This is a genomic window from Spirosoma oryzicola, assembly GCF_021233055.1.
GTDB lineage: Bacteria > Bacteroidota > Bacteroidia > Cytophagales > Spirosomataceae > Spirosoma > Spirosoma oryzicola.
In genome coordinates this window covers 2971170-2988179 of the sequence record NZ_CP089538.1, presented here as the reverse complement: position 1 = coordinate 2988179, position 17010 = coordinate 2971170, and the positions used below count along the sequence as shown (strand labels likewise).

The following is a 17010-nucleotide window of genomic DNA, read 5'->3' as shown; positions in this document are numbered from 1 at the left end:
CCAGACCTTAGAGCCCACGAAGTGCTTTACGCATTGTTTACCTTATGGTCGTTGAATCGTTAAACGTTGCGCTATGCCGAAGACCGAAACCCTCGAAGAGTTTTACCAGCATAAATTCAACTGGTTACCCGAATCCCTCAAACAGGATATCGGGCATTTTAATGTATTCAGGCTGGAAGATTGCCTGAGTCCGCACAGCACACCCATCAGTTATAGCCGCCGTAGTTTTTACAAGATCAGTTTGATCCGGGGTAAGAATGTGTATCACTACGCCGATAAAAGCATTGAGATCGCGGGGGCTACACTGATGTTCTTTAATCCGCAGGTGCCTTATACCTGGGAATCGCTGTCGGACGACGTAACGGGTTTTTTCTGCATTTTTAAGGAAGCTTTTTTTACCGAAAAGATGCGCGGAGGGTTGAGCGAGCTGCCTATGTTTACGACGGGGGGCAAACCGGCGTACATGCTGACCGCGGCCCAGGATACCCAGGTCAGTGGCCTTTTTGAGAAAATGCTCAACGAAATCAATTCGGACTATCCCTTCAAGTACGATCTGTTGAGGAGCTACGTAACCGAGCTGATTCATTACGCCCTCAAGATGCAGCCGTCCGAGACCCTGTATCAGCATCCGAACGCCAACACGCGCATCACGGCTATTTTTACCGAACTCCTCGAACGTCAGTTCCCGATTGAATCCCCCGCGCAACGGTTTTCGCTGCGCTCGGCTACGGACTACGCACAGCGGTTGTCGGTCCACGTCAATCACCTGAACCGGGCCATTCGGGAAACCACCGGAAAAACGACTACCGATCACATTGCCGAGCGCGTCGTCAGCGAAGCACGGGCTTTGCTGAAACATACGAACTGGACGGTTTCGGAAATTAGCTACAGCCTGGGCTTCGAAGAACCGTCTCATTTCAACAACTTTTTCCGTAAACACACCCAGCTAACACCCTCCGCTTTTCGGATTGTTTGAATTTTGCAAGTATCGGCTTGAATTGCGCTAGTGTCTCCCGGTTTGGCCCCGCTACTTTTGTCCGGTCAACCGATGATGACTATGAATAACAAACGAGTTTGGTTTATAACCGGGGCCTCGAAGGGAATCGGGCGAAGCCTGGTAAAGCAGTTGTTAGCACAGGGCGAACGGGTAGCGGCTACCTCCCGAAACGTGGAGGCTCTGATCGATTCACAACCGCAAAGCCCTGACTTTTTACCCTTAGCCGTCGACCTGACCAGTGATGCCAGCGTAGCAGCTGCTGTTCAACAGGTCGTTGACCGGTTTGGTACGATTGACGTCGTGGTCAACAATGCCGGATACGGAATAGGCGGAAGCATCGAAGAACTGACCGATGAAGAAGCCCGCGCGAGCTTCGACGTCAATGTGTTTGGAACCTTGAATGTGATTCGGCAGGTTATGCCCATCCTGCGGGCGCAGCAGTCCGGCCACATTATCAACATTTCGTCCATTGCCGGTATTACGGCCAACACCGGATGGGCTGTTTATGGGGCCGCTAAATACGCCGTGGTGGGGCTTTCGGAGGTGTTGGCGCAAGACGTACGGGCGTTTGGTATCAACGTAACCGTGGTGGCACCGGGCGCGTTCAGAACGCAGTTTCTGAGTGACGAGTCGATCGTGATGGCAAAGAACCCCATTGACGCATACGAAGCTGTACGGTCCTCTCACGCTTACTACCTTACCCTGGATGGCAAGCAGGCCGGCGACCCGGAGAAAGCGGCATCAGCCATGATTGAGGTGGCATCGGTTCCTGATCCTCCGCTTTATCTCTTATTGGGTACCGATGCGTATCAACGAGCCTTTCACAAGCTGGACGTTATGCGAACGGAATGGGCCACCTGGGAGCGCTTAACCAAATCGACGGATTATTGATAACAATAACTGGTTCGTCATAATCCGGATAGCCCGTCCTATAAGCGTTCGTCTTCCCCAAAAACCAGTCAGGGAGTTTACTGTACTGGCTTTTCGGGGAAGGCGAACGCTTCTGTTGAAGGGACCAACTAATTAACTATACCTGTAGTTGTAGTTATTGGAACAGTTGCCGACACTGTGCTTTGTAGGTGGCAAACTGTTCCTGGTTGACGTACTTGTCGGTCGTTACTTCCAGTAGTTTAGCTCGTTCACTCCGGGTGAAAAAATCCGGTAGGAGGGTCTGTACCGTTTCGAGCGAGGTGCATACCTGGTAGTCGAGCCTGGCATCCTCGGCGGTGTTCCGGGCCGTATAACCGTGCGGTGTTTCGAAATAGCGTTCCAGCTCAGGTTGTCGGCTCGGCCCGTCGATGATCCGAAAGATATGTCCACCGTCATTGTTAAGAAGGACAATGCGCAGGTTAGGCGGTACGGGATTCGACCATAAGGCATTCCGGTCGTAAAAAAAAGCAACGTCGCCCACCACAAGTGTCACGATCTGATCGGTTAGTAACGCAGTACCGACCGCCGTACTCAAACAACCATCGATACCACTGACGCCCCGGTTGGCCCAGACCTGAATGTGCTGCTGTTCATCGATGCCGCAGAGATTTGCGTACCGCACGGGCATACTATTCGCCAGGTGTAATACCGACTGCGCCGGCAAGTGATCGAGTACCTGTTGTACCGCCGACCAGTCGGTTAGTCGGCGATCGGTACCGCTGACGGTTTGCCGAACTAGTTTAGTGGCCTGTCGGTCGGCGGTTTGCCACCGGTTGAGAAAGGTGTCGTTTTGATCGGCATCGTCGCCCTGCAAAAAACGCTGGTAATCTAAATCGGCAAATAGTTTGTCGAGGAAAGGCCGGGGTTCGGAGGGGACAAGCGTTGTCAGGGATTGAAACGAATCATTGATGCGGTCAACGGTGGGGTGGATGTGCCAGTGGCGTCGGGCGGGATACTGGCGGAAATAGGTTTTCAGGTTTCGGGTCAGAAAGGAATTGCCGAGGGTAATCAGCAGGTCGGGTCGCAGCGCTTCGGCGTTTGTCGCGTCGATCCCCGCCAGAAACGTGTCCGTATGCGTGATAAACTGATCATTGTGGGCCATCGAAGTGGTAATTTCCCCGACGACCGGTACGCCCAGTTCCTCGCTTATTTTCCGAAGAATAGCCAGTAAGGCCGGATCGTAGGGAATCTGCCCCACCGCCAGGAGCGTGCGTTCGCTTTGATCCCATTCATTGAGCAGCTTGTGCCAGGTGTCGGTTGACAGCGTAGGCTGAGCCGGAAGGGTATCGAGTACCCGTACCCGCTCGGCCCGAAACGATTCTTCGGCAGTTGGATAAAAAGGCTCCCGCAGGGGAACGTTGATGTGAACCGGCCCCGGTGCGGGCAGGCGACACAGATTGATGGCTTCGTTGACCGAGCGTTCGATAAACCAGCGGGCATCGGGGTGGCTGTAATCGGCGGGCAGATCGTAACTCCGCTTGACGTGCGTTCCGAAGATAGTCGCCTGATCGATGGTTTGACCATCCTGCTGGTGCAACCACTCGTGCGGCCGGTCGGCGGTCAGCAGCAGCAGCGGGACCTGCTGAAAATACGCTTCAACAACGGCGGGGGCGAGGTTGTACACCGCACTGCCGGAGGTACAGATCAACGCCACCGGATTTTGGCTTTGCTGAGCCATGCCCAGGGCAATAAAGCCAGCTGACCGCTCATCGGCAACGACGCGCACCCGAAGATGCGGATGGCGGGCGACCGCCAGTGTAAGCGGAGCGGAGCGCGAACCCGGCGCGACCATCACGTCGGTGATTCCTTTCTGATAAAGAAGTTCGGCGATGTTGACAATGGGTTGCAGGACCGGCATAAAGCGTAAAGAGACGTTAGGGCTGCAAACATAACCATTGAAACGGGACAGCGTTCGGCCATCTGTCCTAGATTTTACGTTACTTTGTTTATAGAATTACTTTTTGCCCGAATCCGCACCCATTGGCCTGTTCTTTTTCACCCCACTGATCAATGAAATCGGTCCGTTCTGTCAATCCAGCTAATCCGTCATAAACGAAGCGGAGGCTGGTAACGTTATAGTGTACACCAATCCATTTAATCCGTTAATCCTACTTCATGAACCGAATCACATTTGACAACGAAGAATCCATTCGGGTAAAGTCGCTGGCGGGGGCAGCCCTTATCAACGTCCTGTTGGTGGCCGTTCTCTTATTTGTTCATCTGTCGCAGACCGTTCCCGTTCCAACGCCTATCCAGTTTGTGGAGGTTAACTTCGGAACAGATACGCGGGGAAGCGGTCGCATCCAGACGCACAATAAGGCATCCGATTCGCCCAACCCCGAAGAAGTGAAAGCGTCCGAAAAACGCGAGAATCCGAAAGTAACGATGACGCCCAAGCTGGAAAAGGTCCGGCCCGTTCCAACGCCGAAGGTTGAGGATGCCAAACCCGCCAAAACCGCAACGGAAAAGCCGATTATTGCCAGCAAAGCGGAAAGCCCGGTAACCACGCCCGAACGTCCGGAACCGAAACGAATCGAAACCGCGAAGGTAGCCCCCGCCGAACGGCCTGCTCCACCCGCTCCGACCCGGAAAGCCGAGTCGGTAAACAGTGATGCCTTGTTTAAAAAATCAACCAGCAGCGGAGGTTCCAATGGAACAATTGGCAAAGCATCCGGTGTCGGGGGCAACAACAACGGGGATGACGCCAGTGGCGTTGGGGACAAAGGCAATCCAAACGGTAAAATTGATGCCAAGAGTTTATACGGTACGCCGGGTGGGGCCGCTACGGGCGTTGCATTTGACGTGTCGGGCTGGTCACTGGCCGGTCGTCCGAGCGTGAACGACGATTCGGATGAAACCGGAAAGATTGTGTTTAAGATTACCGTTGATGGCGAGGGCGAAATTACCCGCGTTCAAACCCAGCAAACAACCGTTAGTCCGTCCGTCGTCGAAGTTTACCGGAAAGCGGTGCAACGGCTTCGACTTCGGCCCAAAGGGGGCGCTACGCCACCCGTAGCCACCGGTACGATTACCTTTATTATCACGTCCAAGTAAATGCAGTATCAGGAAGCGCTCGACTATCTGTACAGTCGGCTCCCCGTTTTTCACCGGATCGGTGCCAAGGCACTCAAGCCCGGATTGACCAATACGCTCCGATTGTGTGAGGCACTCGGTAATCCGCAACACCAGTTTAACAGTATTCATGTTGCCGGAACAAACGGCAAGGGCAGTACCTCACACATGCTGGCGGCTGTTTATCAGTCGGCGGGTTATCGGGTAGGATTGTACACATCTCCACACCTAAAATCGTTTACCGAGCGCATTCGGCTCAATGGGCAGCCGATCGCCGAAGAGGAGGTAGCCGCTTTCGTAACAGCCAATCAGGCGTTGATCGAAACCATCGAACCGTCTTTTTTCGAGGTAACTGTAGCAATGGCTTTCGATTATTTCGCCCGCCAGCAACTCGATGTGGCGATCATTGAAGTAGGCCTGGGGGGGCGGCTCGACTCGACCAACGTAATTACACCGCTGGCATCGGTGATCACCAATATCGGCTATGATCATACCGACGTGTTGGGTGACACACTCCCGCAAATCGCCCGGGAGAAAGCCGGAATTATAAAACCCGGCGTTCCGGTCATCGTGGGAGAAACGCAGGCCGAAACAATTCCGGTCTTTACCGATATTGCTAATTTGCTAAATGCCCCACTGACCATTGCCGACCAGCAGTATTTAGTAGAACAGGATGGGGTTTCGGAAGGGCTGCGGCAGCTACGCGTTCGCAACGATACGGCTCCAACGCGGTCCTTGTCGTTGGATTTGACGGGCGGTTACCAGCTTCGGAACGTAGCAACGGTGCTCGCCACAATCGCTGTTTTACAGCCAATATGGCCCGTCTCATTCGAGGCTATTGAGAACGGTTTACGATCGGTGGTTTCACTGACCGGACTGAAAGGTCGTTTCCAGATGCTTCGTCAGGAGCCCCGTGTTATTGTCGATACAGCCCATAATAAACCGGGACTGGAAGCGCTTTTTGCCACGCTGCAAACCATGTCATGTGCTTCGTTGCGAATGGTCATCGGCCTGGTTGCCGACAAAGATCGGACTTCGGTTCTGCTCACCTTACCCACATCGGCTACTTACTATTTCTGTCAGGCCGATTCACCCCGGTCACTGCCCGCCGAAACGTTGCAAGCGGAAGCACAGGTGCTGGGCCGTTTCGGCGCTTACTACAAGGATGTAAACAGTGCGCTTGAAGCTGCTTTACAGGAAGCATCCCCTAACGATTTAGTGGTCGTTACGGGGAGTAATTATCACATTGCTGAATTAATTAATTTATAACCGTGACTCGTCGCAAACATCATTTCTTTCTGCAAAATGCGGAAAGCACAAACGTCATTGAAGTTGGTAAACCTCTTTACAAAAGCATTAAAGGTCATTGGCGTGCCGACTATTTTACAAACGAAAATCCGCTAATACTGGAGTTGGCGTGTGGGAAAGGTGAATACACCGTTGGCTTAGCGCAGGCGTTTCCCGACAAAAATTTCATCGGTGTCGATATCAAAGGAGACCGGATTGCGAGAGGGTCGAAGATCGCGCAGACCCTGGGTTTGTCGAACGTGGCATTCCTACGGACAGACATTAATTACCTGGAGGAATTCTTTGACGAAGGAGAGGTCAATGAGATCTGGATTACATTTCCTGACCCGCAACCCAGGCCGAAACAAGAGAAGCACCGACTGACGCATCCACGCTTTTTGGCTGTTTACAAACGACTACTTAAGCCTGGTGGATCATTACATTTGAAAACTGACAATCCCGAGCTGTTCGCGTATAGTCTGGAACAAGTTAAAGGCAACGGTTGCTACGATTTACAATCAACAACAGACCTATATCAGTCCAATTTAAATAGAATTCACATCGGTATAAAGACTAAATACGAAGAAATGTTTTTTAATAAAGGCTTTACAATCAACTATTTACAATGTAAAATGGGTGCAGTTTTGTAAACCGCACCCATTTGTAAATTAAGAACCAGAAAGTCTATTCAATAAGGTAAACTAGGTAGATGACTGGCCTTCCAGCGACTTAGTTTACATTTGTGACTTACTTAAATAGCTTTACGATCAAGTCAGCAACACGGCTTGAGTAGCCAAATTCGTTATCGTACCAGCCCACTACTTTTGCCAGGTTTCCATTAGCAGCAGTCAACTGTGAATCGAATATGCATGAGTGTGGGTTGCCTACGATGTCAATAGAAACGATTGGATCCTCCGTGTATTCCAGATACCCTTTCAGCGTCGTTTCCGATGCTTCTTTGATCGCATTGTTGATCTCTTCAATCGTGACTTCCCGTTTCAAAACGACCGTTAAATCGGTCAGCGATCCATCGGGAGTTGGTACGCGGAGTGCGTTTCCGTCTAGTTTACCCTTCAATTGAGGAAGTACTAAACCAACTGCTTTAGCGGCACCGGTAGACGTTGGAACGATTGATAGAGCAGCTGCCCGGGCCCGACGTAGATCAGAGTGAGGAGCGTCCTGCAAATTCTGGTCAGCGGTATAAGCGTGGATGGTTGTCATGTATCCTTTCTCGATACCGAAAACATCATCCAGAACTTTTGCCATTGGCGCCAGGCAGTTGGTTGTACAGGAAGCATTCGATACGATTGTTTCCTCGCCTGTCAGTGTTTCGTCATTGACGCCTAAAACAACCGTAGGGATGTTGCCTTTAGCGGGAGCAGAGATAACTACTTTTTTAGCACCGGCTTGCAAATGTTGTCCGGCACCAGCTTCATCTACAAAGCGGCCAGTTGACTCAAGAACCACGTCAACGTTTAGATCTTTCCAGGGAAGATTCTTGGGGTCCCGCTCCGCGTAAGCGTTTATCCGCTGACCGTTTACGGTAATACTTTCTTTATCTGACTCGACACTTCCAGAAAACTTGCCGTGTACGGAATCATACTTTAACAGATGTGCTAATGTTGCATTATCTGTTAGATCATTAATCGCTACAACTTCAATGTTTTCCTTTGCTAGTAGTTGTCTGAAAGAAAGGCGACCGATGCGACCGAAGCCATTAATGGCAACGCGTATTTTTTCCATGAACTTAAAAAATAATTTGTTTTGGCCTCAAATATACGGATTAAAGTAGAGGAGATAAAAAGATAAGATATTTAGCAATATCAGAAAGACAATTTTAGTATATTAGTAAATCAGTTTATAAATTTAGTAAATTATATTAGTAAAACTAACAATATTTAGCCGTATTTGCAATGTTTCCTAATATTTATAGGAATATACTAAACAAATTGCTAATTTTCGCATAAAATACTACAGAGAATACTAATTTTACTAACTTAGTTTTATCAGCTAAATCTCTTTTGAATAGGAGAGCTATAACTAATTTGACTTTAGACTATGGTTCTACGATCGTCGGTAATCATATTGAAATAGATTATTGCTGATTTTTGCCCACAGTGAGGCTCAATTTCTACTATTATTTTTGCATGCATACAGAACGCCTGAAGGCTTTATATTCTCTTATATTTCTCTCGAGTCTACTAAGTTTGATTGGTTAATTTATTCTACTTGGAATCAGAAGCATACTGAGTTAGAAGTCTTATCGTGACTATTAGATCAGAAATTAAAATCTATACGTACACCTACAATGCATATCAGTTAAGAACATACTGGACCAATGATGACTTTATTTATTGATTTATAAATGGCTTCATAAAGCTTAAAATAGATAGGAATTTGTCGATCTTAACAGGTAGGACATAGTTCTTTTTGTTAACCAAGCGAGTACAATCCCAACTATGCGCTTGCTAGCAGATCAATAATTTAACACAGTCATAGATAGTAGAAACATTTATTCTTTTTTTTCCAAAACTACTATCAGTTCGATTTTGTGGTTCCTATATGTAGATGGCATTATTTATGCAACAAGTTAATAGAGGACCAATGATACTTAACTGCTTTAGAACCATCCTTTAAAAACAGTCCTCAAAAATTCTAAGCTATATTTAAACTATACGCGTCTTATTACTATCTTTGAGTCGCTAGAATTTATATACCTATATAATATCATTGAAATATAAAAGAATATTCTGCTTATTAGTATATAACACTGAATATGAGAAAGTTATAAGGTTATCTATAAACTTTTACTTTAACTGAATGCGTAACGAAATCGAAGCTATTTGGGCTAATCGAGAATTATTAGCTGATCCAAAATCAATTGAGTTGATCAAAGAAGTAATAGATCAATTAGATAGGGGAGTTCTGCGGGTGGCCAATCCATCGACTGATGAACAGGGGGAATGGATCGTCAATGAGTGGGTAAAAAAATCCATACTTCTTTATTTCATTAGTCAACAGATGAAACAAGAGGAGGTAGGAATTTTTTCATTCCACGACAAGATCCCATTAAAAACTAAATTCGCTGAAGCTAAAGTACGGGTAGTTCCACCGGCTGTTGCCCGATACGGTTCCTATCAGGCGCCGGGGGTTATCCTTATGCCTTCGTATGTAAACATTGGTGCTTATGTAGATGAACGTACGATGGTTGATACATGGGCTACCGTAGGCAGTTGCGCTCAGATTGGTAAAGATGTTCACCTTAGTGGCGGTGTTGGCATTGGGGGAGTACTTGAACCACCACAAGCCGCACCCGTCATTGTTGAAGATGGAGCCTTTATTGGTTCGCGTTGCATTGTTGTTGAGGGAGCTCACATAGGTAAGCGGGCTGTACTCGGCGCCGGAGTAACCATCACTGGCTCATCAAAAATCATTGACGTTACTGGTGAAAAGCCCGTCGAGTACAAAGGAAAAGTTCCTGCTAACTCCGTTGTGATCCCTGGTAGCTATGCTAAACAATTTCCGGCTGGCGAATTTCATGTTCCTTGTGCTATTATTATTGGCCAGCGTAAAGAATCTACAGATTTAAAAACATCCCTGAACGATGCGTTGCGCGAGAACAATGTAACAGTTTAATAGTTTACAAAGTCACATTTACTTACATAACCAGTAACGTGACAAAAATAAATAGGGTGTACAATTGTTATTATTCAATTGTACACCCTATTTATTTTTGTATTATGTCCGTACATTTACGGCTGTAATTTACGGTACAGAATTTACGTTTATCTTTGTATCGCATATGGTATTCCGTAGACAAAGAAGAATTATGACCATCAATGATAAGATTAAACAGATCCTAATTGAAAAGAACTTGTCTCCGTCTTATTTCGCCGATGAGATAGGGGTTCAGCGGTCTAGCATCTCTCATATATTATCAGGACGAAATCGACCTAGTTTCGACATTATACAAAAAATAATTCGCCGTTTTCCTGAGTTGGGCTACGAGTGGATTATGGAAGATGAAAGTCAAAACCCGATGCCGTCCCAGGCGTCGTCTATCAATTACTCCACTAGAAATACGATTCGCCCGAACGATCGTCCTGATCGATTTCATCAAGAGGTCTCTTATTCCGTACCGCAGCCTCTAGGCGTAAGAAGCCAGCGCAATGAAATTCCACCAAGTTCGCCGACAGTTCCTATAAATTCTGAGTTTGTCGAGGAGCCAGCCCCGATGCCAACCACAGCAGAGAAGAAGGTTGAACGAATCCTGATTTTTTATACGGATGGCTCATTCCGGGAGTATACATCAACTCATTGACGTTGCTGCCGAAGATAATTAGCTACTAGACCTATTGGAGCTAGTTTCTTGTTATAAACTCAGTTGAATCAGGATCGTTAATTCGTTTTACTCGTCGGTTTCACCGCCAATAACCAATTGTAGATACTTAGAAAACAGCCTTTAGAATGCTCTGGAGACTGTTTTTTGCGTTTATGCCCTAAACCCTTGTAAAGCAATACTTTAGCGTTCCACGTGGATAACTTGTCGATCAAGTCACGCAAACCATACGGTTTTGAGCTTTATTTTTTCCACTTGGAGCATGGGATAATTGCTTGCTGAGCGTACGCCAATCATCGATTTTGTTTTTCCTCAGCCAAGGCTATTTGAACTTATAATAATGGCGTCGATAGATCTGGTTTAAGACATGCTGCGAATTTGGGAAGATTTTTAATTCAGCTAAAAGCTAGTCTTTACTCACCAATCCCACGGTAGAGTTCAATCACCTTGCAGCGAAAGGCACCCTCTTGGTAGTTTTCTTGATCTCAAGAAAACTACTTACTTTCATAGCTAAACTAAACATGGTCGGTATCATGACAGCTATTCCAGTACAATACGATTTGTTATATAATTTATATTATGTTAAGTAAGATCATCATAAAAGAGGGCCGATACTTTTGGTACCGGCCCTCCTAGTGTTATTCTGCACAGACTACTTTCTTTTCTTCGTACTGTTTTAGAATGTTTTGCAGGTTTGTCAGGTTGTCCGTTACTTCCGCTTCGTCTTTAATCGACTTGGCTTTGGTAAAGTATGGTAACGCCAGTTTGAACTTACCACAAACTTTTCCTTCGATTTCCTTACCCTTAGCCTGATACTCTTTCATATCCATGGCTGACAACTGCTTGTTCAACTCAGCCCCTTCGTTATAATAGTAAACGCCCAGGTTAAAGTTTGCATCGTAGTTATTCGGATCAACGGCCAGCGCTTTCGTGTAGTAGTCTTTAGCTAGCCCCATTTGTTCCGTTTGCTTCTGTCTCAGTTCGGTCAACCGCTTTTCCGAGTCCGCGGTAGCCGATGCGTTAGCCGACGCTTCTTTAGCGGCTGCATCCAACCGGGCAATCTCGGCTTTCTGATCAGCGGCTCTTTTCTGAACGTCAGCTAACTGACGCTTCAGTTCCGCGCTCTTTGGCTGCTTCTTGATCAAACCACTCAGGCGAGTTACCTCACTGCTGTACGTATCCAGCAAACCTTTCGCATCGGCGAGCTGCTTGCCAGCGTTACCGCTTTTCTTTGTTTCGCCTTCCAGCTTCCGAACTTCTTCTTTCGCTTTGGTAGCTGCGTTATCATAAATGATACCCAGGTTTACCAAGTTCTGAACGTTCTTCGGATCTTTCTCAACCATCTGCTTCATTCCCGCGATCGCATCATCCATCCGGTTTGTACGAAGCATGATGTTGACCTTCTCATTCGACAGATCTTTATTGTTGGGGGCAAGTGCTATCCCTTTATCCAAGGTAGCCAGTGCTTTATCCACTTCGTTGTCGGTACTGTACAGCATCGCCAGCGAACCGTAAATAGACGCGTCTTTACCACCACCAGCGATGTATTTTTCCAACTGGGTTTTTGCGGTAGCATTATCTTTCAACTGCTGAGCAGCGATCGCTGTATATAACGGTGCCAGCGTATCTTTTGGATTGATATCACCAGCCACGGTCATTGCCTTGATCGCATCAGGATAATTTTTCGACTGGAATTTAGCAACTCCTTGTTGCATGAAAGCACCGTAGAGCGCTTGGCCCTTCATAGCCTCCTCGGCTTCTTTCGCCAGCCGGCCCGGACCACCTTTCTTGTCCTTGTCTAATTCGATTACTTTTTTGTATGCTTCGTACGCGGTGGTAGCAGCACTGGAATCGACGCGGATATATTGAGCCGCGATATTCTGGTACGTTTTAGCCCGATCCATCCAGGTGCTGGCTTTGGTCGACGCTTTCGCGTCCGCGATATCCTTGTCGCTCTTGTCCTTGTCTTTTTTAATGGCATCCATCGCGGCAGCATCCAATGCATTGGCTGCCCCACCCTGATTCTGAGCATAGGCTCCTGCGGACAGGCAACACGCTACGAGAACTGCAATAGCTGATGATTTCATGTGTTAAATGGGGTTGTGTTTTATTTTCAGAAACGAAATTAACGATTCTGTCTGTATAAGCATGACTGACCTTAAATTGTTTGAGCCGCCGGGACAGTATAGACCATCAGTTCCGGCGGCTCAACGCACTCATACTAAATTACTTAAGCGGAAATTTCGTCGGATTCAGTCACGAGACCATCCTCTCCCTCCTCCTGCTTAATTTTCGTCACCGACGAAATGGCATCGCCATCGCGCAGACTGATCAGACGAACACCCTGCGTGTTTCGGCCAATTACACTAATATCGGTAACCGGCGTCCGGATAGCGATTCCGGATTTATTGATAATCATCAGATCGTTGTTATCAGCCACATCAAGGATAGCCACCAAACGACCGACCTTCTCGGTTACTTTCAATGTTCCAACGCCTTTGGCACCACGATTCGTTACTCGATATTCCTCAATTTCTGACCGCTTTCCGTACCCTTTCTCCGAAACAACCAGCAACTGGGCCTGCGTTGAGTCAATGCAGACCATACCCACTACGTGGTCCGTGGTGTCTTCCTCATCCAGCGTAATACCGCGTACCCCCGCAGCCGTACGGCCCATCGGACGAACGCGGCTTTCGTGGAAGCGAACGGCTTTACCCGCACTTGACGCGATCACAATGTCGTTATCACCGTTGGTCAGACAAACACCAATCAGCTGATCGTCTTCATCGATCGTAATGGCGATGATCCCATTCTGACGGGGCCGGGAGAACGCTTCGAGCATCGTCTTTTTGATCGTGCCCTGGCGTGTACACATCACAATGTAATTATTGTTGATGTAATCCTCGTTCTTCAGATCCGTCACGTTGATGACAGCCCGGACCTTATCGTCACCTTCAATATTAATGAAGTTGGCGAGGGGTCTCCCTTTCGAGGTTCGGGAACCTTCGGGTAGTTCGTACACGGGCAACCAGTACAAGCGTCCCTTCTGGGTAAAGGCCAGCAGGGTGTTGTGCATGGTAGCGGTGAAGAGGTGTTCGGTAAAATCTTCCTCTTTCGTGGTAGCTGCCTTCGCTCCCACTCCCCCGCGTCCCTGCGAACGGTATTCGGTCGTCGGCGTACGCTTGATGTAGCCTTCGTGCGAAATGGTGATCACCATGTCCTCATCGGCAATCAGCGAAAGATCACTGATGTTTCCGTCGCCGAGGGCATTGATCTGGGTCCGGCGTTCGTCACCGTAGCGGGCACGGATGTCGAGCAATTCTTCTTTGATAACTTGCCGCTTACGCTCTTCACTAGCCAGAATTTCTTTCAGGTTCGCGATCTCACGCATCAACTCGTCGTACTCGGCCTGTAGCTTGTCCCGTTCCAGACCCGTCAGCCGTTGCAGACGCATCTCCAGAATGGCTTTCGCCTGAACGTCGCTCAGGGAAAACTGCTCCATCAGACCCGTGCGGGCAACATCGGAATCACGGGATGAACGGATCAGGTTAATCACCGCATCGATATTATCGAGGGCGATCAATAATCCCTCTAAGATATGCGCCCGTTTCTCGGCTTCGCGCAGCTCGTACTGCGTCCGGCGGGTTACTACATCGAAGCGGTGCTCGACATAGTACTTCATCATATCTTTCAGATTCAGCAGCATCGGCCGCCCTTTAACGAGCGCGACGTTGTTGATGCTGAACGACGATTGCAGCGCTGTATGCTTATACAGGTTGTTCAGAACAACGTTCGGAATAGCATCCTTCCGCAGATCGTACACCACTCGCAGACCATCGCGATCTGATTCGTCCCGGAACGCGGTGATCCCTTCAATGCGCTTGTCGTTGATCAGTTCGGCAGTCTTCTCGAGCATCACCGCTTTGTTGACCATGTACGGAACGTCCGTAACAATGATCTGGGTTTTGCCCCGATTTTCTTCGATGGTTGCATTCGCCCGCATCACCACCCGGCCACGACCGGTTTTGAATGCCGACTTAACCCCTTCCATGCCGTAGATCGTCGCGCCCGTCGGAAAGTCAGGGGCTTTAACGTACTGCATCAGTTCCTCAACGGTGATATCGTTATTGTCCAGGTAAGCGACAATGCCATCAACCACTTCGGTCAGGTTGTGCGGAGCCATGTTGGTGGCCATCCCGACGGCAATCCCCGACGAACCGTTGAGCAATAGATTCGGCAACTTCGCGGGCATCACCGACGGTTCTTCCAGCGAGTCATCGAAGTTCGGTTGAAAGTCAACCGTTTCTTTGTAAATATCAGTCAGCAACTCTTCGGCAATCCGCTTTAACCGGGCTTCGGTATAGCGCATGGCCGCAGGCGAGTCGCCGTCAATCGAACCAAAGTTCCCCTGTCCATCAACGAGCGGATACCGCAACGACCAGTCCTGGGCCATGCGAACCATCGTGTCGTAAACGGACGAATCACCGTGCGGGTGGTATTTACCCAATACCTCCCCGACAATACGGGCTGATTTCTTATGAGGTTTATTGTAGTTAACCCCCAGTTCGGCCATACCAAAAAGCACCCGACGGTGAACCGGCTTCAGGCCGTCACGAACGTCGGGGAGGGCGCGCGAGATAATGACCGACATTGAATAATCAATGTAAGCCCCACGCATTTCGTCCTCAATGTTAATGGGAATAATGTTACTGGGCGATTCGAGGTCGGGATTTTCTTCCGCCATATTCTAATAGGAGTTTCGCAGAAAATTACTATTCCGGTTCAGCCTGTACGCTTAAACCGCTTTATAAACAAATATACAAATTTTTCCGGAGAAAAGCGAATTATACGGCAGAATTGGCTTAAATTGACGGAGGAAGCACAAAAGCACGAGCGGATAAATGGCAAGCAGCCAACGCTCTAACGTCTAGATGAAATACAATTCTATTTCAACGAAAATATACCCGAAACAGCCCGCATCCGTCAGCCGATTCCCTATACGTTTTCCTAGACTTTGATGCGCGGATCAAAAACAAAGGGTTCGGTTCGAAGCAGTTGAATCTGTGAAAAATCGGGATGGGACGGACTTAACAGGTAATTCCATTCGTTCGGAATAATGGCCGACGGAACCCGCAACACCGCCGTACGCCCTTGCCTGAGCCACTCCCCTCCTAGCCGCTGACAAGCATCGTACTGTCGGAAATCGAACCAATCGGTGGGCAGCGATTCTGGTAGGATTGTTTCTACACGCAACGCTTCTGGAACATCGATCACCATCACCCGGAAGTTCTCCTGCAATCCTTCTCCGCTCCGGTGGACCACGTTTTCGAGACAGGCCAGCGCGCGGGTAGCAGCGGTATAAATCACAAATTGATTCCGCTCATTCCAGCGGGCAGCGCCACCAGATGCCACCAGACGGTCGGCATACAGGGCTTTCGTAATTCGGTAGACAAGCATGGTAAGCAGGCTAGTCCGTTAGGCCAGATCACCGTATTCGATACGGATTACTTCGTCCATAATCAAATCGATGCCGCCCGACGTATGCAGTAGATCAAACGGGACCTGGTTTCCCAATCCGTAAGCCGGTTTGTCCATCCAGCGCCGGAATGCCGCTGCCGAACCAAAAACCGATTCCCCCGTCTGAAAGAGCGCTCTAATTTTAAGCACCTTCTCGCTGTCCTGCGGGTTGAGTTTTTTATTTTCCCGTTCGTACCGTTGAAACGTTTTTAGGGACGTATCAAAAACTTCGGCCAGCTGTTCGCGCCGGTAGCCGGTCAGATCAGCAATTTCGAAGAAACCGATAGCCGGTACCCCCTTGAGGGCCGAGAAAACAAGCGCGGTGCGGTCAGGAACGGTCATACAACAAATATAGGAATTTTGTCTAACGAACAAAGAATTTTGTCTACCCGTTCCCATTCGACGCGATAATCCCTCCCGCTATAAACTTCCGGCTGCATCAGTAGTTTATACCAGGACAAATGTTCACAACGAAACCGTTTCTACTTGATATGAAAACGACCGTAACAGCAGCCAGTCTTTTCCTGGCTATCGGCCTTACCTCACTGAGTATGGCCCAATCAACAACGGGTGGCAAAAGCGGTGGCTCGACTGCATCGACGGGGTCGGGGTACCTGACCGAAGGTCAACGCGTCACGACCAGCAGTCCGAATAGCATGACCATTGACGACGAAGGGGCTTCCCGTGCGTATATGTACGTACCACCAACCGCGAAAAAAAACCGCTCGGCTTCGCCCGACGGTTCCGGCACGACCAAGAGTAATTCATCAGCCAAACAAGCAGCCGCTACGGGGAAAGGAAACCCATCGTCGGGCAAAAAAAAGCAATAGATAAACGACAGAGTTCTGGAAACCGTTTTCACAAAAAG

Annotated in this window: 14 protein-coding genes; 8 read left to right on the top strand and 6 right to left on the bottom strand. The window is 48.6% G+C overall.

Features of this window, described 5'->3' with window-relative positions:
* Positions 1-73: 73 nt before the first annotated feature.
* Positions 74-976, top strand: coding sequence for a helix-turn-helix domain-containing protein (locus LQ777_RS12645; protein WP_232558289.1), 903 nt, complete (start codon positions 74-76; stop codon positions 974-976).
* An 81-nt stretch (positions 977-1057) separates the two neighbouring features.
* Entirely contained in the window at positions 1058-1888 is an 831-nt protein-coding gene (locus LQ777_RS12640) for an oxidoreductase (RefSeq protein WP_232558288.1), read from the top strand.
* A gap of 154 nt (positions 1889-2042) precedes the next feature.
* Here LQ777_RS12640 and menD read toward each other — a convergent pair whose 3' ends face one another.
* The gene (gene menD, locus LQ777_RS12635) at positions 2043-3785 is read right to left on the bottom strand and encodes a 2-succinyl-5-enolpyruvyl-6-hydroxy-3-cyclohexene-1-carboxylic-acid synthase (protein ID WP_232558287.1); all 1743 of its coding nucleotides are present in this window, start codon (positions 3783-3785) and stop codon (positions 2043-2045) included.
* Positions 3786-4042: 257 nt separating this feature from the next.
* Here menD and LQ777_RS12630 point away from each other — a divergent pair, with 257 nt between their 5' ends.
* The 3 genes from LQ777_RS12630 to trmB are packed head-to-tail and all read left to right on the top strand — an operon-like array spanning position 4043 to position 6936.
* On the top strand, positions 4043-4981 hold the full coding sequence (locus tag LQ777_RS12630; protein ID WP_232558286.1) for an energy transducer TonB: 939 nt from the start codon (positions 4043-4045) through the stop codon (positions 4979-4981).
* Positions 4982-6268, top strand: coding sequence for a bifunctional folylpolyglutamate synthase/dihydrofolate synthase (locus LQ777_RS12625; protein WP_232558285.1), 1287 nt, complete (start codon positions 4982-4984; stop codon positions 6266-6268). It abuts the gene before it with no gap.
* 2 nt (positions 6269-6270) lie between these two features.
* On the top strand, positions 6271-6936 hold the full coding sequence (trmB, locus tag LQ777_RS12620; RefSeq protein WP_232558284.1) for a tRNA (guanosine(46)-N7)-methyltransferase TrmB: 666 nt from the start codon (positions 6271-6273) through the stop codon (positions 6934-6936).
* Between the two features lie 97 nt (positions 6937-7033).
* Here the strand turns inward: trmB and gap are convergent, their stop codons facing one another.
* Positions 7034-8029: a type I glyceraldehyde-3-phosphate dehydrogenase gene (gene gap / locus LQ777_RS12615; protein WP_232558283.1), complete on the bottom strand. Its 996-nt coding sequence runs from the start codon at positions 8027-8029 to the stop codon at positions 7034-7036.
* Positions 8030-9106: 1077 nt separating this feature from the next.
* Between gap and LQ777_RS12610 the strand changes: the two genes are divergently transcribed.
* Together LQ777_RS12610 and LQ777_RS12605 are read left to right on the top strand one after the other, a co-directional pair.
* A complete protein-coding gene (locus LQ777_RS12610) occupies positions 9107-9922 on the top strand; it encodes a 2,3,4,5-tetrahydropyridine-2,6-dicarboxylate N-succinyltransferase (RefSeq protein ID WP_232558282.1) in 816 nt (271 codons plus the stop codon).
* A gap of 193 nt (positions 9923-10115) precedes the next feature.
* Positions 10116-10607: a helix-turn-helix transcriptional regulator gene (locus LQ777_RS12605; RefSeq protein WP_232558281.1), complete on the top strand. Its 492-nt coding sequence runs from the start codon at positions 10116-10118 to the stop codon at positions 10605-10607.
* A 656-nt stretch (positions 10608-11263) separates the two neighbouring features.
* Here the strand turns inward: LQ777_RS12605 and LQ777_RS12600 are convergent.
* The 4 genes from LQ777_RS12600 to parS form a co-directional block, all read right to left on the bottom strand.
* Positions 11264-12712 carry a tetratricopeptide repeat protein gene (locus LQ777_RS12600; protein ID WP_232558280.1) on the bottom strand — a complete coding sequence of 483 codons (1449 nt, stop codon included), beginning with the start codon at positions 12710-12712 and terminating at the stop codon, positions 11264-11266.
* A 143-nt stretch (positions 12713-12855) separates the two neighbouring features.
* The gene (gene gyrA, locus LQ777_RS12595) at positions 12856-15369 is read right to left on the bottom strand and encodes a DNA gyrase subunit A (protein WP_232558279.1); all 2514 of its coding nucleotides are present in this window, start codon (positions 15367-15369) and stop codon (positions 12856-12858) included.
* Between the two features lie 263 nt (positions 15370-15632).
* Positions 15633-16082 carry an RES family NAD+ phosphorylase gene (locus LQ777_RS12590; RefSeq protein ID WP_232558278.1) on the bottom strand — a complete coding sequence of 150 codons (450 nt, stop codon included), beginning with the start codon at positions 16080-16082 and terminating at the stop codon, positions 15633-15635.
* Between the two features lie 18 nt (positions 16083-16100).
* The gene (parS, locus tag LQ777_RS12585) at positions 16101-16484 is read right to left on the bottom strand and encodes a type II RES/Xre toxin-antitoxin system antitoxin (protein ID WP_232558277.1); all 384 of its coding nucleotides are present in this window, start codon (positions 16482-16484) and stop codon (positions 16101-16103) included.
* Positions 16485-16633: 149 nt separating this feature from the next.
* On the opposite strand from parS, the gene LQ777_RS12580 reads away from it, so the two are divergent.
* On the top strand, positions 16634-16972 hold the full coding sequence (locus tag LQ777_RS12580; RefSeq protein WP_232558276.1) for a hypothetical protein: 339 nt from the start codon (positions 16634-16636) through the stop codon (positions 16970-16972).
* The last annotated feature ends 38 nt before the right edge of the window (positions 16973-17010 follow it).